The organism is Paenibacillus nitricinens (assembly GCF_052056485.1).
Taxonomy (GTDB): Bacteria; Bacillota; Bacilli; order Paenibacillales; family Paenibacillaceae; genus Paenibacillus_AQ; species Paenibacillus_AQ nitricinens.
In genome coordinates this window covers 1011118-1031587 of record NZ_CP183948.1, presented here as the reverse complement: position 1 = coordinate 1031587, position 20470 = coordinate 1011118, and the positions used below count along the sequence as shown (strand labels likewise).

The 20470-nt window shown below is 45.5% G+C and carries 20 protein-coding genes; 8 read left to right on the top strand and 12 right to left on the bottom strand.

The window, feature by feature from the left end; translation table 11 throughout:
• Window positions 1–24: 24 nt before the first annotated feature.
• Window positions 25–1803 carry a hypothetical protein gene (locus tag ACN6KS_RS04595; RefSeq protein WP_440961467.1) on the top strand — a complete coding sequence of 593 codons (1779 nt, stop codon included), beginning with the start codon at window positions 25–27 and terminating at the stop codon, window positions 1801–1803.
• A 96-nt stretch (window positions 1804–1899) separates the two neighbouring features.
• On the opposite strand, the gene ACN6KS_RS04590 is transcribed toward ACN6KS_RS04595, so the two are convergent.
• Together ACN6KS_RS04590 and ACN6KS_RS04585 are read right to left on the bottom strand one after the other, a co-directional pair.
• Complete coding sequence (locus ACN6KS_RS04590) at window positions 1900–2454, bottom strand: pyridoxamine 5'-phosphate oxidase family protein (protein ID WP_094870798.1); 555 nt, start codon at window positions 2452–2454, stop codon at window positions 1900–1902.
• Window positions 2455–2754: 300 nt separating this feature from the next.
• Window positions 2755–3237 (bottom strand): GyrI-like domain-containing protein, encoded by a 483-nt coding sequence (locus ACN6KS_RS04585; RefSeq protein ID WP_341133808.1) that lies wholly within the window; start codon window positions 3235–3237, stop codon window positions 2755–2757.
• Between the two features lie 152 nt (window positions 3238–3389).
• On the opposite strand from ACN6KS_RS04585, the gene wrbA reads away from it, so the two are divergent.
• Window positions 3390–4031 carry an NAD(P)H:quinone oxidoreductase type IV gene (gene wrbA, locus ACN6KS_RS04580; protein WP_094875457.1) on the top strand — a complete coding sequence of 214 codons (642 nt, stop codon included), beginning with the start codon at window positions 3390–3392 and terminating at the stop codon, window positions 4029–4031.
• Between the two features lie 77 nt (window positions 4032–4108).
• Here wrbA and ACN6KS_RS04575 read toward each other — a convergent pair whose 3' ends face one another.
• The 5 genes from ACN6KS_RS04575 to ACN6KS_RS04555 form a co-directional block, all read right to left on the bottom strand.
• Window positions 4109–5107: a Gfo/Idh/MocA family protein gene (locus ACN6KS_RS04575; protein WP_373455807.1), complete on the bottom strand. Its 999-nt coding sequence runs from the start codon at window positions 5105–5107 to the stop codon at window positions 4109–4111.
• Window positions 5108–5151: 44 nt separating this feature from the next.
• Complete coding sequence (locus ACN6KS_RS04570; protein WP_094870792.1) at window positions 5152–5502, bottom strand: DUF1648 domain-containing protein; 351 nt, start codon at window positions 5500–5502, stop codon at window positions 5152–5154.
• A 37-nt stretch (window positions 5503–5539) separates the two neighbouring features.
• A complete protein-coding gene (locus ACN6KS_RS04565) occupies window positions 5540–5866 on the bottom strand; it encodes a nucleoside triphosphate pyrophosphohydrolase (protein WP_440961466.1) in 327 nt (108 codons plus the stop codon).
• Between the two features lie 37 nt (window positions 5867–5903).
• Window positions 5904–6299, bottom strand: a complete 396-nt coding sequence (gene mutT / locus ACN6KS_RS04560) for an 8-oxo-dGTP diphosphatase MutT (RefSeq protein WP_094870789.1) — start codon at window positions 6297–6299, stop codon at window positions 5904–5906.
• A gap of 154 nt (window positions 6300–6453) precedes the next feature.
• Window positions 6454–7167, bottom strand: coding sequence for a YceI family protein (locus ACN6KS_RS04555; RefSeq protein ID WP_440961465.1), 714 nt, complete (start codon window positions 7165–7167; stop codon window positions 6454–6456).
• Window positions 7168–7316: 149 nt separating this feature from the next.
• On the opposite strand from ACN6KS_RS04555, the gene ACN6KS_RS04550 reads away from it, so the two are divergent.
• The 4 genes from ACN6KS_RS04550 (at window position 7317) to ACN6KS_RS04535 (ending at window position 11625) form a co-directional block, all read left to right on the top strand.
• Window positions 7317–7997, top strand: a complete 681-nt coding sequence (locus tag ACN6KS_RS04550) for a response regulator transcription factor (protein ID WP_440961464.1) — start codon at window positions 7317–7319, stop codon at window positions 7995–7997.
• Window positions 7985–9400 carry an ATP-binding protein gene (locus ACN6KS_RS04545; RefSeq protein WP_440961463.1) on the top strand — a complete coding sequence of 472 codons (1416 nt, stop codon included), beginning with the start codon at window positions 7985–7987 and terminating at the stop codon, window positions 9398–9400. The genes ACN6KS_RS04550 and ACN6KS_RS04545 overlap by 13 nt, the downstream gene beginning before the upstream one ends.
• 69 nt (window positions 9401–9469) lie before the next feature.
• Entirely contained in the window at window positions 9470–9961 is a 492-nt protein-coding gene (locus ACN6KS_RS04540) for a hypothetical protein (protein WP_440961462.1), read from the top strand.
• A 206-nt stretch (window positions 9962–10167) separates the two neighbouring features.
• Window positions 10168–11625 carry an amidase family protein gene (locus tag ACN6KS_RS04535; protein WP_440961461.1) on the top strand — a complete coding sequence of 486 codons (1458 nt, stop codon included), beginning with the start codon at window positions 10168–10170 and terminating at the stop codon, window positions 11623–11625.
• 85 nt (window positions 11626–11710) lie between these two features.
• Here the strand turns inward: ACN6KS_RS04535 and ACN6KS_RS04530 are convergent, their stop codons facing one another.
• The gene (locus ACN6KS_RS04530) at window positions 11711–12268 is read right to left on the bottom strand and encodes a DUF1273 domain-containing protein (protein WP_042185074.1); all 558 of its coding nucleotides are present in this window, start codon (window positions 12266–12268) and stop codon (window positions 11711–11713) included.
• A 361-nt stretch (window positions 12269–12629) separates the two neighbouring features.
• On the opposite strand from ACN6KS_RS04530, the gene ACN6KS_RS04525 reads away from it, so the two are divergent.
• Window positions 12630–13295 carry a hypothetical protein gene (locus ACN6KS_RS04525; protein WP_440961460.1) on the top strand — a complete coding sequence of 222 codons (666 nt, stop codon included), beginning with the start codon at window positions 12630–12632 and terminating at the stop codon, window positions 13293–13295.
• A gap of 72 nt (window positions 13296–13367) precedes the next feature.
• Here the strand turns inward: ACN6KS_RS04525 and ACN6KS_RS04520 are convergent, their stop codons facing one another.
• Window positions 13368–15398 carry a beta-galactosidase gene (locus tag ACN6KS_RS04520; protein ID WP_440961459.1) on the bottom strand — a complete coding sequence of 677 codons (2031 nt, stop codon included), beginning with the start codon at window positions 15396–15398 and terminating at the stop codon, window positions 13368–13370.
• 119 nt (window positions 15399–15517) lie between these two features.
• Here ACN6KS_RS04520 and ACN6KS_RS04515 point away from each other — a divergent pair, with 119 nt between their 5' ends.
• Window positions 15518–16351, top strand: a complete 834-nt coding sequence (locus tag ACN6KS_RS04515) for an AraC family transcriptional regulator (RefSeq protein ID WP_440961458.1) — start codon at window positions 15518–15520, stop codon at window positions 16349–16351.
• Window positions 16352–16646: 295 nt separating this feature from the next.
• On the opposite strand, the gene ACN6KS_RS04510 is transcribed toward ACN6KS_RS04515, so the two are convergent.
• The 3 genes from ACN6KS_RS04510 to ACN6KS_RS04500 all read right to left on the bottom strand — a co-directional run bounded on the left by ACN6KS_RS04510 (window position 16647) and on the right by ACN6KS_RS04500 (window position 20462).
• Window positions 16647–16925 (bottom strand): hypothetical protein, encoded by a 279-nt coding sequence (locus ACN6KS_RS04510; RefSeq protein ID WP_440961457.1) that lies wholly within the window; start codon window positions 16923–16925, stop codon window positions 16647–16649.
• Window positions 16926–17049: 124 nt separating this feature from the next.
• The gene (locus ACN6KS_RS04505; protein WP_440961456.1) at window positions 17050–19041 is read right to left on the bottom strand and encodes a beta-galactosidase; all 1992 of its coding nucleotides are present in this window, start codon (window positions 19039–19041) and stop codon (window positions 17050–17052) included.
• Window positions 19042–19160: 119 nt separating this feature from the next.
• Window positions 19161–20462, bottom strand: a complete 1302-nt coding sequence (locus tag ACN6KS_RS04500; RefSeq protein WP_440961455.1) for an ABC transporter substrate-binding protein — start codon at window positions 20460–20462, stop codon at window positions 19161–19163.
• Between the last annotated feature and the right edge of the window lie 8 nt (window positions 20463–20470).

Here is a 20470-nt window from a genome sequence, read left to right as displayed (position 1 = left end):
TTTTGAAAAAAGAGGCTACTCTATATGACGTTCAAACCATTAATAACCCTGCGAAACTTTATGATCATTTTGTGTATAAGCATGTTTGTGATGCTTGGACAGAAGGTTTTTCTCATCGCCGACAAAATACAAATAACCAAGGAAGCCGACCGTCTCTATGCTGCTGGCGATCTGATAAGTGCAGAGAATCAGTATCGCCTAGCGGCGGCAAACCATTCCATATTTTATATGGAAGAAAAGGTTGCGAAGCGACTTGATGAGCTGTCACCAATCACGGCCATCCGCCAAGGTTTGAATGCCTTGGTATCATCCGCTAAAGCACAAGCTGCGACGAAAGATTTCACCGGATTTATGAAAAGTTATGATACCCTCCTCAGCTTAAAAGCTACATATATGAAGCCCGGTGGTCCTTATGAATCCTATTATCGCCAGTTATCGACCGATTCAGGCATTTCTGACCAGTTCACAACCTACTTCCGAGAATTTAAGGAGCAGTTTCTTACTGAACTTGCTCAGAGCCAAGATGGAAACAAGAGTGGAGAAGATACTCCTAAATGGAATCTGTTGCAGATTCCCGATGCTTATTACGGAAGCGCTGCATCCAAGGAGGAGTTGCTAACCTCCAAGTTCAAAAGTCATGATACAGCTAAACTAAAAGCCTTAGCAGGCACAGGAAACTTTACAGGCATGCTGGAGAGCACCCTCTCCATGATGAATGCTTACAGCCAGCATAGTTACGAAGCGCCATGGGTACTTGGGCAGGCAGAAAGTAGCGGAAAAATCATCCTGAACAAAGACCTAGAGAGCGATAAAATCACCGCTTTTGCTGGGCATGCTGTTGCCTATCGTCATTTTGCAGGATCAGCAGGGATCACCTCATCCAAAGTACTAACCTTAGTAGATACCAGTAAAGCTAAACTACTTAAAAATGCCAAGCGCATGGCCAGCAAAGGCCAATATGCTGAAGCTATTCAGCTATACAGTGATCTTGCTCCGCTAGAGGATACTTCTTCAATCCTTGCCGCTACAAGATTGGCTTGGAATATTGCTGAACCTGTGCGCCTACTCCCGGGCGGTGAGGAACAAGGCAGATATGGGAACGTCATCTCCAGCAAGGGACTACACGATAAGAAGGTCATTGTGGCTGGAACGGATAGCAATGGTGTCCTCTATTATGCAGCAATGAATAGCGACGAAAGTGTCATTACTTTAACTGGAAATAGTTTACCAAAATTCGAGAGTCTGCGCAGTCTAACTTTTAATGACCAGCTTGCTGCCTCTTCAGGTTCTAGTGCACCCGTGATTCTGGCTGAATCTGAGATCGAAGGTGGACGTACCCTTTTTACAGCATATGAAATGAAAAAAGATGGTATTTCACAGTTGTTTTCTATGTCTGGAGATAGCTACGAACTGCAGTCCGATGATTCCATACTCGTATCTAACGCGGATCTCGGAGACGGTGTCATTGGACAGACAGCGCGTTATCGCAAAGTAGATGCCAGCTATCAATTTGCTGAGATTGTTCAGGAGTATGCGGTAATTTCAGCTTCCGATGTAGCGCTTCATCCTTTTGAAAAGGTCTCTTTTCACTGTGAAATCGTCGCTGATAACTTCGGCAATATGCTTGCATACTCCAATGGAATTTATATTTTTCTTCAAGGAGACTTGGGTTCCGTTACAGGTAACGCGTTAGTTAGTGGTCAATATCAGAACGGTTATCAGCTTGTTGGAACGGACATGGGAGAGCAGTATGTGCCTGTGTTTGTGGTGGAATCCGTGGGTAGTATGAGTTTTGCACAGTAGAATATATGGGTTAACTGCTTAGTTGAATTGTGGGAACGCTCGTCGTGACGAATGAGAAATTTTATATATACATGAATCTAGGATCACCATATCCGCTCAGTTTTTTTGTCCAAGGGGTGTCGGTAGCCCGTCTATACTTGTAGTATTCTTCTCTTGTCTATATTCTTTCAGACCTGCTTCGCCCTTTTGGATAGACCAACGTTGTAACGTGTCCCGCTCACCATCATAACTCATAAATGGGACCGAAAATCCGCAGGAAGTCTGTACTTTATGAACATCAATTAAAATGATCTGTCTAGCTCCAGGCAGAGATGTAAACATAGGGTACAGCGTTTCCCATTCTGATGAACCAGGCAGGATTACTGCCCCTGTTCCATACAGTCTCAGAATGTTCGGCGGTCCTTCAAAGGCACAAAACATAACCGTCACTCTTCCGTTTTCCAGCAGATGAGCGCTTGTCTCATTGCCACTACCGGTCATATCGAGATAAGCCACCTGATTAGGAGACAAAATCCGCAAGCAATCATGACCCTTAGGTGAAAGGTTAACATGCCCCTCTTCAGAAAGTGGCGCTGACCCTACGAAAAAAAGATGCTGCTGCTGAATAAACTCCTGATGTGCAGGTAATATAGCCGTGAATTGTTTTCCCATTTGATGTTCTCCGTTTCTTTTGGTTTATGTGTGATTCGTTTGATGGGACTGTCACGCTCCATCGAACCTATTAACTCAACCAGCTACTTCGTTCGAAACCAGCCAATGTACGGGATTTTTACCGTTCTTTTTCTCATTCGTTACGCATTCCTTCTATTGATATATATTCGTTTCTACCGTTGAGTAACCCTTCACCCTCACCCAAGGTATTAAACTCATCACCGAAAAAAGGAACTGCCTCCCGGCAGCCCCCAAATCCCCACGAAACATTTCTTTTAGCTAAAATATCTTTCACCCGATCTACTCAATCGCAATATAAATCTCAACCTGCGTGTTGGCAGGATCAAAATTCCGCGAATCGTAAATTTCAAAATCACCCGTATAGGTTCTTACCTCTGTAGACGCCTTAAAATACGCCCAAATCTCCCCCCATGCTTGCGAGACTACTTCAAATACCGGACCTTTTTTCGTCGTAAAAACCATATACTTGCTCTCCGGAACAGCCGAACTCACGATCCCGCTATCCGCTAAATGTCTCTCCCCAGCGACTTCATGCCCGATCACAACGGTATATGCACCCGACGCATCACTCTCATAATCTGTATACAAGGCATAGATGTACTCAGGCTTAACCGTATCCATCTGCCCCGCAATATTACTCTGAAAATACGTTTCCCAGAGCCTCGATAAGCCCCCGTCGGGACCCATTTCCACTTCATTTGTCGTACGTATGCTAACCCCAGCCAATGTCATTTTCGGTTTTTGTACAAAATAAGTATTCATTATTCTCCCTCATTTCCTGTAATTGAGTTCAGTATACACAAGGGAAGTGGACATCTGTCTGTCCAGTTAGAGCAGAATTATCGATTTGGGTTATAAAAGCATCAATGGGGTAATTAATAGTATGGAACTACACTCGAAGGGAATGACCTAGCATGTCAAAAATTAAATTAGCTGTCATCTATTACAGTGCCACAGGAACTAACTACCAGCTAGCACAATGGGCCGCGGAAAGCGCCGAGAAAGCGGGAGCTGAGGTAAAACTGCTGAAGGTGCAGGAGCTGGTTCCCGAGGATAAAATTGCGGCCAATCCGGCCATGAAGGCCTTGGCTGAGAAGACAAAAGATATCCCCGTTGCAACACCTGATGATATTGTGGAGGCCGATGCGATTATTTTCAGTTCTCCAACCCGTTATGGTAACATTGCTTCTCAAATGAAGCAGTTCATTGATACAACCGGAGGGATTTGGGGCAAAGGACTCACGGTAAACAAAGTCGTCAGCGCCATGAGCTCAGCACAGAATCCGCACGGCGGACAGGAAGCTACGATCTTGGCACTCTACACATCGATGTATCACTGGGGAGCGATTGTCGCTGCACCTGGTTACACAGATCCCGTCACATTCGGTGCAGGAGGCAACCCGTACGGAACAAGCGTCAGTGTAGATGGGGACGGTAAAATGATCGAAGAGCAGGATCGGATCCGTGATGCTGTTTTTCATCAAGCCAAGCGCACGGTTGAAGTGGCCGGCTGGGTCCAAGCAGGCAAAAATAAAAACGACAATAGTCAGAACTAGACTTCCACCTATCGTTCGATATAGCAAACACCCCTCGGAGCTACCTTAGTAGCTCCGAGGGGTGTTGTTTATTTTATTTACTCTCCAGGATACTTAAGACCCCACTGCGCACGTATTTGATCCAGCAGTTTCAGAATCGCTAACGATTCATCCAATGACATGACTGGACTTTCAGTTAGCCCTGCTTGTAAACAACGTCCTACTTCCTCTGCTTCAAAACAATATCCAATAGAAGCTCGATCATCCACAAAGCTCTCTACCTTCTCATCCCCTATATAGAGCGAAGCCGATTTCGGGTTCACTAACGTCCCTTCAACAATTATACGTCCCTCTGTTCCAAACACATGTGCTTCCTCCAGCGTATTAAGACGAATACCACCGTTCAACGAAGCGGTTTTTCCATTGCCATAATTCAGCAGCATGGAGAAATGCTCGTCCACTCCAGTCTCGCCAATATGCACCGTACTGGACATAGATTCAGGATGAGGTCCAAACACCATCGAGGCAAAAGAAACCGGATAAATCCCAACATCCAGCAGCGCGCCTCCCCCCAGCTTCGGATTCAGCAATCTGCTTTCCGGATTCCAGTCGGTGCGAAATCCTAAGTCTGCCTTCACCAAACGAACATCACCGATTCTGCCCTCGGCGATCCATTCTCTAACCTTCACCATCGCCGGGATGTAACGACTCCACATGGCCTCCATCAGGAACAGCTTATGATCTCTAGCATAGGCCACCACTTCTTCCAATTCTCCGCTATTCACGGTAAAAGGCTTCTCACATAGAACAGCTTTACCTGCACGTAGCGCCAATAATGCATTTTCTTTGTGAAAAGGATGTGGCGTTCCAATATATACAGCGTCTACATTCGGGTCATTTACCAATTCCTCATAGGTAGCATAAGCATGTGGTACTCCATGATCCCTCGCGAATTTATCTGCACTTTCCTGTGAACGCGAACCCACGGCATATGCCACGCCATTGCTGGCATGAGATAAATCAGTAACAAACTGATGGGCAATCCAGCCTGTACTGAGAATTCCCCATCTTATCTTGTAAGCGTTATCCATTTTCATTTGCATGTTCCTCCTAATCCTTCTGCTAAGTCTCTTTAATTCTATCAGACCATTCTAATAAATGTATAGGAACTGATGCCGGCGAACACCACCGTCACTACCAAAATAGCAATATTCCAGCTCCTGCTCAGAGCCGCTGAATGCTCGTTAGAGCTCTGAATAAACGCTTTTTGCAAAAGGAACTGCAGGAGTTTCATGATTATAAACCCCAAACATCCAAGCCCGCTTTGCAAAATAACCTCCAGACTAGACTTGCTTACAAATCTATCAGCCATATTCCCATCGTAATGGATCGGAACCCTATCAGGCATTTTGGAATATAGGAATAAATAAATAGCAATAGGAATCAAGGCTACCACACCGCTTAAGATCATCATCAGTTTGGTTTTGGACAACTTTAATAACCTCCTTATACGGAACAATAATCTCTAGTTATTCTCTTTCCACATCAATCAAAAATATCTGCTCCTTAAATCCGCCACGACGTTCAGCTTTCTCAGCACGAAGCTCCTCCAGCTCTGCGCTATTACTTCCATGGGTCTCCGCCAGCGCTTGAATTACTTCCAGCATGTCGGCAAGCTCCTCTAGCGCTTCTTCATTACTCACTGCCCGAAAACACTCCTCCGACTCTTCTTTCAATTTCTTACGTAGTTCAGTTATGTATTCTTTGGAATCTAATATCCTTGTTTTAAAGTCTTTACCTTGAGAAGCTATCAGGTTGGGGATTCCGTCACGCACTAGCTTTTCATATACGGGCACTTATGTTCTTCCTTTCTACTTGATGTTCAGACTGACTTCACACTTGATCTGACCCCACCATTAGCCGTTCTACAAAAGGAATATCTGCAGGAGCAAACGTGAACGGACCGAGTGCAGTTGGAAACACCCACCTATATTCATCGTGATCGACAAGTTCAATTACACCTCCCAGATATCGGGCTTTCCAAGCAAACAGTCTGATCTCGACACTTCCATAGTTGTGCTCGTTCACGCCAAAGCTTTCATAGGGAAGGATTATTATCCCCATCTCCTCCTGAAGCTCTCTTTGCAGACAATCTGCGATGCTTTCATCCTGCTCTATTTTACCGCCAGGAAATTCCCAAAGACCTGCCTGAGATTTACCTTGCCTGCGCCGAGCAATAAGAATCTGTCCTTCTTCATTATGTATAATCGCTGCCGCCACCTGGATCACAAGGAACACCTCCTTTATTGCTATTTATTAGACAGATACTTCTATTAAAACATACATTTCATTCCAAACCAAAGAGACTCTCCCAAAAGCTATTAGGCCCGGGAAAGTCTCTTCCGTACAGTTGCTCTATAAATTCACTGCAACAAGACTGATGCTATTTCTTCAACACAAGCTCTAATCGAACCTCAAGATTGTTCTCCGTATCCAGTACAACGGTGTGTGGATTGCTTAAGCCAAAATCAGAAAAGGCCACTGTCGCTGTACCCGACAGCATCAGCTGTCCACCACTGTACGCTGCTTGAGACTGGAAAGTAACGTCCTTATCCACACCCTTCACTGTAAGCGTTCCTTGCATTTCAACCGGTACAGTTGCTCCTTCGGTCCATTCCGTTGGCAGCTCCGAGAATGATTTCACGACAAACTTAGATTGTGGAAATTCCGTAACGGCTAGAAAGTCTTCCCCTTTTACATGCTCATCTCTTTGACCATTGCCAGAGTCCAGAGCGCTCATATCTACTATCCCTTCTCCAACCATCGAAGTAGTATCTTCTATATTAACTTTCCAGGTACCTTGAACTTTGTTATCCACGAAGTTTACTGTTTCTTTAGAGGTGGTTACTGACCAATATACCTTAGAAGCATCCGTAACCGTCCAATCACCGTTTAATTGATCGGCTGTGACTGCCATACCTACTGGTGCTCCAGTGTTAGCCGTGCTTTCTCCATTACCGGCTGTTGTGGCTTGCCCTGGAATCACGGACTCGATCTGTACATTATTGCCCAGCGATTTATCCAGCAATGTATAGCCTGTGACTACTCCTACGATGATGACTCCGGCCGCGATCAAGGCTATTCTTTTTCTCTTCATCCTGTTCCCTCCAATATTCAAAATATTCTGTATATTTTCAAGCTCGTCCCTCATTCTAACAAAGCAATATGTCGGGAAGAAGTCAGAGCAGAGCGAGCAATGATGTGTTAAACTTGTCGTAATTTTATAGATTGGAGGACCACCACAGGATGAGATCCATTCTAATTGTTGAAGATGAGGAAGCTATCTCCAGGGTCCTCAGTGCCTATCTGAAAAAAGCAGGCTTCCATGTCACCCGTGTAGCCGAAGGACACGCTGCACTGGAGTCTTTTGCTATAACTCCTCCCTCATTAGTATTACTCGACATCATGCTGCCAAACATGGACGGCTTTGAACTGCTAAAGCTGATTCGTGAAAAAAGCAGCTGTCCCGTAATCATGCTCACCGCAAGGGACGGGATCCATGACCGACTAGCCGGACTCGACGGTGGTGCGGATGATTATATGTCTAAGCCCTTTATTCCTGAGGAAGTGGTGGCACGCGTGAATGCTGTGTTACGCCGTCCTTCGCAGTGGTCCGATGGCAGCCGCAAACGGCATTATGGCAGTTTGTTTATCGACTTTACTGCACGAGCTGTATTTTTAAATGGAGTTGAGCTGAGTCTTAGCCCACGTGATATGTCAGTCATGTTATTTCTGGCTGAAAGACCTAATCAAATCTGTACCCGCGAGCAATTAATAGAACATGTCTGGGAGATGGATTACGAGGGAAGTGACCGAGCCGTGGACTTGTCTATCAAAAGACTTCGCCAAGCGCTGTCGCATTGGCCAGTAGATGAGGGGGAAATCCGTACCCTGAGAGGGACAGGATATCAATTATGGACAACCTAAAGAAAAGCAGCCCCAAACGAACTTCGATTCTCTCCTATTGGACGATTCGTTACCTGCTCATCATTAGTGTTGGTCTCCTGCTAACTGCACTAACGACGTTCTGGTGGATCCAACAAGAAGCTATGAGTAACCGGATGCAGACTACTGGATTATTAGCACAGGAGATTGCCGACCGGAGCGTAAATCGTGAGGGTTCAATAGAGATCAGCCAAAATCTTGGAAGGCTCATTGAAGACCGAAAACGATTCTTCAAGTTAACCGTAGAAATGTGTGTAATCATTACAGATCAGCAAGATCAGATGCTGTTCTCAATGCCGCCTCTAACTGAAGATGAGATGAGGCATAAACTTAATGATAGCCTTGACGACTCTCGCAGTCCGGAGTTCAAAGCTGCAGTAGCGCCCATAAAATCGGATGGGGAAACGCTGGGACAGGTGATTGTGCTTCAATCCAAGAAATCGCTGAGGCATATTCCGCAGGAGGAGATCATTTTTTTCTCCATTCTGTTGCTATTTCTAATTATATTAAGTTGGCTAACCATTTACCTCTTGTCTCGTAAACTGGCAAAACCGATCCAGAAGGTAGCCAAAGCAGCCGCTCAAATCAGCCATGGCCGTTATGATATCGTTCTGGATAAGGAGGCCAAAGAACGGGAAATCCATGAACTGATGTTGTCTTTTGAAGAGATGGCAGGCAAGTTACAACAATTTGAGCAGTCCCGTGCGGTTATGTTAGCCGGTGTATCCCATGAACTAAAGACACCAGTAACCTCTATTAAAGGCCTAATCCATGCCGTTCGTGAAGGGGTTGTCGAAGACGATGAAGCTGTGGAATTTCTAGATATTGCTTTGCAGGAAGCTGGACGATTGCAACGGATGGTTGCCGATCTTCTGGATTACAACGCACTGACTGCAGGAATCGTTTCAGTCCGTCACGATCGACTGGATGCCGTACCACTGTTATCCGAAATCGTGTATCAATGGAAGCTGACACAAGCGTATGAAGTTGCGGAGCCTGTGCTCCATATGCCAAGAACTCCCTTATTTTTGCGTGGGGACCCGCTACGTATCCAACAAATCATCGTCAATTTACTTAATAACAGTGTACAAGCCAAGGCCCCAGACCGAATGGTACAGCTTACAGTAGAGGTGCTTGAACAGCAAGGTCATGACATGGCGGAGATTCGTATTCAGGATAACGGGCTGGGCATCTCATCAAATCATAGTGAGTATGTCTTCGAGGCTTTTTTCCGAGGTAGCGACAAACAAAGCACACTACGTGGTCTGGGACTCGGCTTAACCTTCAGCCGTCTGCTGGCAGAAGCCATGAACGGGAGCCTTGTGCTTGAGGAGCACTCCGAGGAAGGCTGTACCTTCGTGCTGACTCTGCCGCTTGATCACTAAAAAATAGTCTGCGGGCCATCGTCATGGTATAATCATGTGCACAATCACACCGAAAACCGGAGGCTGTATATGCTTACTTTTGAACAAAAATTAGCGATTCTCGACTCTTACCCCCAATTGGAACGTAAAAACGTATCCCTTGGGCGCGTGAACTATCACTACGAGGAAAGCCAGCATGATAAGAAAACCGTTGCTTACCATCTGCATCCTAATGGGAATGGTTATGTGTTCGCAGGCTTATTGCGGGGCTATGAGGCAGATGATAAGGGCCTTGTGAACATTCGCGACTACTCGGAATCCGAGCTGCGGAGTCTGCTGGATGCCACCATCACCTCACTGTCTATTTACATTCCGGATGCCCCTGTAGCCAGCAAAAGAAAGAAAAAGGCTGCGGCAGCAACCGACTCATTCTGGACTAATGATGAGGGCCATACGCTGACTCTAAAACTTGAGGATGATTTATGGTACGTCTATGCCGACCTTAATCTAGAAATGGCCTTTGAGACCCTTGAGGAAGCTAAAGAATATTTAGCGGAAGAGGGATTTAAAGCACAGGGGTAATAATGACTCTTATCAAAAAATAAAAAGAGGTGTCCAAAGGCCATTTTATCTGGCGATTCGGGCACCTCTTTTCAATTGGGAGCATGAAAGCTCTTTGAATAAAAATCTATTTATCTCACGCCTCAATATAACACTACCCATCAAACCCAAATTATGGTTAGATGAAGGAGAAGCTATATCCTATAGGGAAAGAAGCGTGAACGCACATGAGTTTCGAACTCGTAGAAGCCACTGTACCCGAGATCCAAGCTGCATTAGAATCCGGAGAAATCACGTCAAAACAACTAGTTCTCATGTATTATGAACGCATAGCTGATCATGACAAAAATGGCTTAACGATTAACTCTGTGCTAGAGATCAATCCGGATGCATTGTTTATCGCAGAATCTCTGGATGTGGAACGTGCGATCAAAGGCTCCCGAGGTCCTCTGCATGGCATCCCTGTGTTATTGAAGGATAACATCAATACTGGGGACAAAATGCATACTAGTGCGGGTTCGCTGGCTTTGGCGAATTCTTTTGCCGGGAAAGATGCGTTCATCGTTACCAAACTGCGTGAAGCCGGAGCGATTATTATGGGTAAAGCCAATATGACCGAATTCGCCAATTTTATGACCACCGGCATGCCCTCCGGTTACAGCTCCCGTGGCGGGCAAGTCCTTAACCCCTACAATATATCTACACCAACTGGCGGCTCCAGTAGTGGATCAGCGGTTGCTGTAGCCTGTAACTTCTGTACAGTCTCTGTCGGTACAGAAACCTCCGGATCGATCCTTAACCCCGGCAATTTGGGCTCTATTATTGGCATTAAGCCAACCGTTGGACTGCTCAGTCGTTCGGGAATTCTTCCGCTCTCCAACACGCAGGACACTGCGGGCCCTATGGCCAGAACGGTTCGTGATGCTGTTCTGCTGTTAAATGCCATGCTGGGCAACGATAATCATGATGCCGCCATGGGAACGAATATAGGTAAAATCCATGAGGATTACACTGTATTCCTCGACGAGAAAGGCTTGCAAGGTGCCCGAATAGGTATCCCGCGTGATTATTATTTCGAGGAGCTAACAGAAGAACAACTTGCACTATTCAACGCTTCCGTAGACAGGATGAGAGAGCTCGGAGCGACCATCATTGATCCTGCGGATATAAAGACCGCTCGGGAAATTAGTTATTCTTCGGTAGTCTTAAACGAATTCAAAACAGCACTGAATGCTTATTTATCTCATTTGGGACCTGGCGCACCAATGCGAACCTTAAAGGATATTATTGATTTTAACCATGCGCATCCTGTGGAGACTTTGAGATATGGTCAAGCTACATTAATAGATGCGGAATATACCTCTTCCGGCACACAAACCGAATCCAAGTATTTACGAAACCGCGTGACTGACCTGAAGCTGTGCAAGGAAGATGGAATCGACGCTACTATGAAGGAATACAATCTGGATGCCCTGCTGTTCCCCGCCGATTTCGGCGCCAGAATTACCTCCAGAGCGGGATATCCGTCTATCGTTGTGCCTTCCGGTTATACATCAGCCGGCGCCCCTTTCGGTGTGACTTTCTCTGCGAAAGCTTATCAAGAGCCCACACTCATCAAGCTCGCCTATGCTTATGAACAAAATTACAAGGTGCGAAAAGCACCCTCGCTAAAGAGTTTTATCTAATCTCTTCTTATATTAAAAGGCCCATAAACGGTGATGTTCTCATTCACTGTTTACGGGCCTTTACTTTTCCAAAATCTACATATACTTACTCGTAGTCACGTTGATTCTCTTCATCGGCAATATTCTGAATTTCATCGGAGTGAATTAGAAACAACTCATATTCCCCTTCAGCATGCAGCTTCAACGCCCGCTCTTTAAAAAACTTCGGACTCCCCTCCGCCGCATCCTCATCATAAAAGAGCAGTATTCCGTCACTTTTGCGGAACAGCAGATCATCTCTGGCCCGAAACTGCCAACTACCGTCATAAGGGGCATTACTGACCGCCCCGAAGAAATCCGCACCCGCAATAATACGCCGATACTCGTTCTGCTTCTCTTCTTTCCACTTCTCTTCCTGTCCGGTATGCGCTGTAATGATCCCAAGCTTTAAGTCCGGATATTGCAGCTTAAGTTCGCTTACCACTTCGCATGCCCACAGATCCACACCATACTGGCCGGGCGTAATCACCCATTCCACGCCTTCTTCAATCAAAGGTTTTAATCGGTTAGCTAGTGCCTTTTTGATATAAGGAATCCCTAGATGCTTATTGTCAAAAATACCGAGCTCGTGCGCACGATACCCCGTTACTAGTAAAGTCTTCATGTGCTGCCTCTTTCCTGGTCGTCTCATTGCAGATTGTGCAACAGAATGCTACCTTTGGCTCCTATAAAATCATTCCATTGTACTTCGTGCAATAGATTTCGGAGAAATCCGTTAAAATAGGTGCTTTTCTCTTCTTTAAGTGTACAAAGTGCAATAGAATTCTTATCCCCCCTCATTTCAGGAGAATCTATTGTACAAAGTGCAACCTAGTGGGCTATAAAGCTCCACATATTTGTTCATTATATAACATTTGCATATTTCATTTCTTTAGGCAAACTCTCAGCGGAAATTAAGCAAACTTTCAGAACTGTTTGTTATATTTCTCCTAATCTATCTTTAACCTACTAAGGAGGAATAAAAAATGAGAAAGTTCGTCCCTATTCTAATATCTGGAGGCCTACTCGCTTCTCTATTATTGGCTGGCTGCAGCGCGAATTCGGAGGCCGAAGGAACAGCTGCTGCAAATAACCAAGCAGACAGGGGTTCAGCAGCCAAACAACCACAAGCAAACGGCAATCAACAAAATGGCAGACCCAATATGTCCATGAATTTCGGTAAGATTAAGAGTGTAAGCGATACTACCCTTACCCTCTATAAATCGGACATGTCTATGCCCCGACAAGGTGCTGGAGAAGGGGACGGGCAGAACAGTCAAGGCGGTACCCCACCGGAAAAACCTGATGGCGATCAAAATACAGGAAACGGCGCTGCGCCCGAGGGTGGGAAGCCACAAGGGGAAATGCCGGAAGGTGGCGGACAAGGCGGCGGGCCACAGGGAGGTAGAATGCAGCAAAGCTTCTCCGATGAAACCACAGACATTACGATTGATGCGGATACTAAAATCGTAGCGGTTACCTTCGACAATGGCACGCGTCAAGAAAATGCAATCACCTTAGCAGAACTAAAGGCGGATGATATTATCCAATACACACTTAAATCAGATTCCACCGTGGCGGAGAGCATTACATTAAGTAGTGGCAATCCGGGTGGAGCTACTCCAGATGACAGCACGAGCAGCAGCAGCTAATGAAATGCTGCATAACAAAAAAAGATCTCCGGGGACAAGCTGGTCCCCGGAGATCTTTTTTTATACTACGAATTAGTTCTTATCCGACAAAATCAATACTCCACGGGCTGGCACAACAGCAGAACCGCTAACCTTATTGCCAGTCAGAAGATCCGTACGCTCAGTAGCACCAATATCCGCACTCAAATCACCAGTGGTGTGGTTCAGCAAGAATAGGTAGGATACGCCTTCCTTCACACGTTGCACAGATTCGATACCTTCCGGTGCAGTTACTAGCGGCTGAATGTTCTTGTCGGCACACAGATTGGCTAAGAATCCTTTCAAGAATCCCGCTTCTGGGCTGGTAGCCACGTAATACGCTTTACCCTCACCAAAGTTATTCACAGTCAAGGCTGGCATCCCTTTATAGAAATCAGATCCGTACTCTGCCAAAACCTCAGCGCCTTCGGCATGAATCAGATCGCAGAGCAGATCACATTTGTAAGAACCACTCAAATTGCGCCACGCTTTGTCCATCACAATCTCATTGCTCATCCCTGGCAGCAGTGCATCAATTTCCTCTGCCCAGATCCCGAGTACGTTGCGCAGTTCCCCAGGGTAGCCACCTACGGTTACGAGGTCGTTCTCATTAACAATCCCGCTGAAATAAGTCGTAATGAATGTACCGCCTGCTTTTACAAAAGCTTCAACCTTCTCAGCAAAACCCGGCTTAACCATATACATCACAGGTGCGATAACAATCTCATATTTGAACAGATTCTCTTCTACACCGATCATATCGGCTTCGATATTTTGTTGGTAGAGTGCATCATAATATTTATGAATCTCATTCACATAATCCAAAGCTACGGATGGTCCACTTGAAAGGTTGATAGCCCAGCGGTTTTCCCAGTCATAAATAATCCCTACTTTAGCTGCACTACGCGCATCCAATAGTTGATCTCCAAGCTGTCCCAGCTCTTTACCTAGCTCAGCGCATTCACGGAATACACGCGTATGCTCATGTCCCACATGCTCAATAACAGCTCCATGATACTTCTCACATGCACCAATTGAACGACGCAGTTGGAAGAACAGAACAGTGTCTGCACCACGCGCAACAGCCTGATAACTCCATAAGCGCATAACCCCTGGACGTTTCAGAGAGTTATAGGGTTGCCAGTTCTGCTGGCTTGGCGTTTGCTCCATCAGCATGAAAGGTTGTCCATTCTTCAATCCACGCATGAGATCATGCGCCATGGCTGTAAAGCTGACTGGTGTATCGAGTGAAGGATAGTTGTCCCAAGAAATGACGTCCATATGTTTAGCCCACTCAAAATAGTCCAGTTCATCATAAAAGCCCATCAAGTTAGTGGTAACAGGTACGTTAGGACTGTGCTCCTTAATCGCATCACTCTCAATTTTGTAGCATTCCAGCAAGCTATGCGACATAAATCTACGGAAGTCTAAGGAAATGCCTTGGAAGTTGGTACGGTTACCATCCCATTCTTCACTTAGCTCACTAGGCAGTACAATTTCTTCCCAATCATAAAACGTATGTCCCCAAAAACGTGTATTCCACGCTTTGTTTAATGCATCCAGAGAGCCGTAACGATCCTTTAACCAGACACGGAACGCCGCTTCAGATAAATCAGAATAATCGTAGTTACTGAACTCATTCGAAACGTGCCAAGCTACCAGCGCCGGATGATCCTTATAACGTTCAGCCAGCTTTCCTGCCAGCTTCGCTGCAAACTTGCGGTAAACCGGACTGTTTGGATTCGAGTTATGACGTCCACCGAACTTGCGTTTTCTACCCTTCACATCAACACGAGTAACTTCAGGATAACGATGAGCCATCCAAGCTGGGTGCGCTCCTGTACCTGTTGCCAGACATACGTAAGTACCATTTTTATATAGTCTATCCATTAATTCATCTAGTGATGAGAAATCATAAGTGTCTTCGGAAGGTTGAATCAGCGCCCAGGAAAATACATTAATTGTGGCAACATCAATTCCTGCCAGCTTAAACATACGCTCATCCTCTGCCCATACAGGCGCATCCCATTGCTCTGGATTGTAATCTCCACCGTACCAAATCTTAGGTAATTTATCGTTAATCACACTTCGCACATCCTTTATTGTATAATTATATATATATTGTAATCGGTTAACCTGACGCTATAAATATAAAATAATCTTCCCGTCATATAAGAATATGGAACTAAGAGGAGATGGATTCATTGAAGGGAATCGTGCATCGTAGAATTGTGTTCCCCCATGAGGGTGGACAGCATCTACCTATCACATTAGACAGCATCGGTCACAATCATCAACAGGAAAAAGTATCTCGCTTAGATGGCTACGAAACCTATCATTGGCTCCAAACGGCGTCTGGTGAAGGGGTGATTCATTTTGAGAATGAAAGCTTCTCCCTCCCCGCAGGCAGTGGTGTATTACTTCTCCCCTATACTCCACATCGCTATGAAGCTTCTGCTGCTAACTGGAGCACCTCTTATCTAACGTTCGGAGGCAGCTCTGCAGGTTCTATTTTGGAGACGCTGGGGATGAATATGAATTCTTTTTACCGCTGGGAAAAAGAGGCGCCTCTCTCCAAGCTGCTAAGAGAAATCCTTGATCAGTATGATGCCTCACAGGATATGTTTGGTCTGACTGCCTCCACAAATGCTTATCGCTTTCTGCTTACTTTAAGCAAATATGGGCAACTACATAACAACACAACAATATCCCGCAATGTAGATAAGCTGCAGCCGCTACTGAAATGGATGGACAGTCATTATGGTGATCCTGATCTCGGACTTAACGATCTAGCCGATCAGCTCGGCGTCTCAGGACGATATCTCAACAATCTATTCATACAGACCTTCGGGCTATCTCCTTATGCCTATTTCGTACGGCTACGTATCCGTAAAAGCAAAGAAATGCTCGTAAGCCAGCCGGATCTTACTGTAAAAATCATCTCGCAGAGAGTAGGCTTCCGTGATGTTAGCCATTATGTTGCCACCTTTCGCAAACAGTCAGGGACTACACCGGAGCAGTTTAGACGACTTCACTAATACTCTATGGTGTATAGCTTAATCGCCTCCTGCGTAGTGAAATGCTACATAAGATTGCGTATGACAGAGCTCATCGCTGTGTGGTTCTCATTAGTATGGGCATGTGCGTCAGAGTAACTGCATTTAGTACACTTAAATCAGCCTGTTCAGCAGAAAATATCCATATAAGTGTATTCTGTGCAGTTATATTCTCAGCATTTGGCTGAGAACCGCGATACTTCGCATTATAGCTGCACTAAATACAACTAAATCCATTTCATAGCCCGAGAACTTTAAATAAGTGTAGAAAGTACAGCTATTCCGCACCGCACCAACTCGCCATTTGCTCAGCGTAACATTCTGCACCATTCCACTCGCCTACCACTCCAGCGTAACATGCTGCACCACACCAACTAACTTGCCTCGACAGCTCCTCCGACCCAAGGAGCACATTCAATTGCACTTCATACATTAGAATGCACTTTTCCATCTCATTTCGAGCGTTCTGTTGTACTTCGTGCATTAGAATCTTGTGAAATCCATTAAAATGGAGGCTTTCCACCAATCTGATTGCACAATGTGCAACAGATCTCAAATTCCCCCACCCAAAAAGGAATTCTATTGCACAGAGTGCAATCCCATTCACAATCCCAAAGGATTCAATCATAGGTCGAAGGAGATAAGAACGCCCTCCCCATCAACGGTTACTAAGAATCCTTTCACATCTCCAGAATTTCTACACCATATGGCTCAAGCTGCAGCTCTCCTGAACAAATCGAGTGATCGAGCAGACTGCTATACTCTTGTGGCAAGGTGACTGTCACAGACTCCCGGCTCAAGTTAAGCAAGAATAAGAAGCTGCCTTGATCTCCCGAACGCACAGAGGCCTGTACTCCATCCGGCAGTCCCTCAAATCTAAACAGCCCCTGCTGTTTAGAAAGGCGCTCCAACAACACTGACCAGAAGCGCTCTTCCATATGCGTTCCAAAATAATAAACCTGACCCTTCCCAAAAGCATTAACGGTTACAGCCGGTGTTCCACTATAGAAATCATCGCTATACCAAGCAATCGGCCACGCCACAACTGGTCTCAGGATGTCGCACCACTGCGTGCATTCATATTGGTTCCCCTCAGCATCAACAACCTTATGGGTTTCAGCACCAATCGGATCATACTCCAGTACTTCAACCCCTGTGCAATAGCTCAGTAGTCCCGGCAGTGGCTGCATGACTGCGATGTTATTTGTAGTTTTCACGCCACTTCGGTTGGTAATGAGCAAGGTGCCGCCAGCTAGTGCAAAATCCTCCAAACTACGTACGATCTCCTCATCCAGCAAGTATAAATTTGGTGCGATCACTACTTTATATCCATCCAGTGGTTGTCTGAGGTCAATCACATCGCAGCCCAAGCCAAGCTTTGTCACTGCACGATGGATCTGTTTAATATTCTCATAATAATCAAATCCCTCAGCTTGAGGCTGAATATCCAGTGCGGCTTTCTCTTCATGAGAATGTAGAATCGCCACTTCATGCTTTAATGTCGTTCCAGTCAGCCTTTCCCCAAGTGTATTCACTTCATGGCATAGCTGAGTGAACTCTGCAAATCTGCGTCCTGGGACATTACTGTGATCAATCAGTCCATGCCAGAATTGCTCTGCACCTGCGGCTGCACTACGCCAACGGAAATGAACGACAGTATCTGCGCCTCTGGCTATCGTCTGCCACGCATAAGCACGAAGCATCCCAGGATACGGCGTTCTCCACATCGGCATCCAACAACCTGGTGAGCCGCTTAGCTGCTCCATGATCCAGAAGTTTTGACGTTTAATCCCTCGGGTTACGTCTAACGAAAGTGCTCCGCTATATGGTGTTGTCGCTTGCTTGGTTGGTGAAGTATTCGGATAATAGTCAAATGCAGCGATATCCAGATCAGCACCGACTGCGTACATATCTAGACGCTGCGGATAGCTGTGAAAGTTATGAGTGATAAAATGCTGCGGACAAACAGACCGCAAAATATCAATCTGCGTCTTCTGGAATGCTACCACCGAATCCCACTGAAACCGCTGATAATCTAGCAGAAACGATGGATTCTGATGTGGCGATCCGCCCAGTGGAACCGTAAGCTCATTCCAATCGCTGTATACTCCACTCCACACAACCGTTCCCCACTCTACATTCACCCGATCAAGGCTGCCATATTTGGCTTTTACCCAAGTGAGAAACGCTATATTGCAAGCGTCACAATGACAATCTAACATACCGAATTCATTGTCAGTCTGCCAGCCTATAACGGCCGGGTGTTCACTATAGTGCTCAGCAAGACGCTGGGTAATACGGCTTCCGTATTCACGTAAAGATGCACTGTTATAACAGCGATGTCCGCGTACCCCTGGGTGGAATATATCTCCGTTCGCAAACACTGGCAGCACGTCCGGAAATTTCGTAGTTAACCATCTAGGAGGTGTAGCAGTCGGCGTACCGATCACAACTTGCAGTTCATATTTGTGAAAAAGATCCAGCGCGCGATCCAGCCACTCAAACTGGTAATTCCCCTCCGTAGGCTCTAACCGGCTCCATGCAAACTCGGCGACTCGAACTACCTTAACACCTGTTTCCTTCATTAAACTGATATCCGGTTCCCACATGGATTCTTCCCAATGTTCCGGGTAATAGTCCACACCCATCTGAATAGGATCAAATCGTTTCATCGGCGCCCTCTCCCCTAGCTAAGATAAAAGGCGCTCCCCGTCTCATATTGATGAGGTATACGGAGAACGCCTTTGTGAGCTACTTGTCCATTTTAATCTTTTTTATGAACGAGCTTTCCTTATTTCTTAAGCTTGTCCCAAGCTGCTTGCATGCCAGTCATCCAGCCGTTCACATCCACTTTGCCAGCAATCATCTGTTGAATAACACTAGCAAATTCTTGGGTTACACCATCAGGGAATTTAGAAGATTGCAAACCATACACCTTGTCTTCTTTTACATAATTCCATACGTCAGATCCAAGCTTACCGATATCTTCAGGAGTAGCTTCGATTGTGGATAAAGCAGGAATGAATTTCCATTTTTTAACGATATACTCTTTACCCATATCAGAAGTTACCAACCAGTTCAAGAAGGTTTTAGCTTCTTCTTTAGATCCGGAATCTTTGTTTACAACAAGGTTAGCAGGAATACCTACAGTCATTTTATCGTTTTTCTCAGCATCTTCATTGATTGGCATTGGGAACATCCCGATGTTCATATCAGGTGTGATGTTATCTACAAGTGTTTGTGCCCAGTTCCCTTCTTGCATCATTGCGATTTCACCTTTAGCAAACATAGCCAAGTGAGTGTTAGCATCTGTGGTCAAAGGATTTTTTTGTCCGTATTTCAAAGTCAGGTTGAGCAAGTTGCTCCAATCTTCAAACACTTTGTTACCTATGATTGTACCCGTACCCTCATTCAAGCTCTTAATGAAGCCATTTACATCGTCTTGTTGTGCAAATGCTACGCTAATGCCTTGGTTACCAAGGAGCCACCATTCTTGATATGCATTACCAAAAGGAGTTACGTCAATGGCTTGTAGTTTCTTAGCCGCTTCTTCTAGTTGTGACAATGTTTTTGGAGTTTCAGTGATGCCTGCTTTTTCAAACAGGTCTTTGTTATATACAAATCCAATACCTTCAAGGTTCATTGGCATACCGTATACTTTACCGTCTTTAGTCATTGGCTCTGCAGCCATAGGAATCAGATCTTTCACCCAAGGTTGGTCGGACAGATCCTCCATCTTATCTCCCCAAAGCTCCATTTCAGCATATCCACCATTGGAGAAAATGTCAGGTGCGTCGCCGGAAGCAAACTTCGTCTTCAGTGCTGCTGCGTAATCCGCACCACCACCAACGGTTTGGATATCCAGCTTGATGTTAGGGTATTCTTTTTCAAATTCAACCTTGAGCTCATTCAGACCTTCAACGATTTCAGTTTTGAACTGAAAGATTTTAACCGTTTTTACTTCGCCTTTATCCGTGCCAGCGCTTCCATTTTGTGAGTTACTAGAAGCGTTATTGCCTCCACCACATGCTGTTAATGCTAAACTCATAGCCATTACTGCCGAAAGTGCAACTGCCGAGCGTTTCTTATTCATTATGTTTT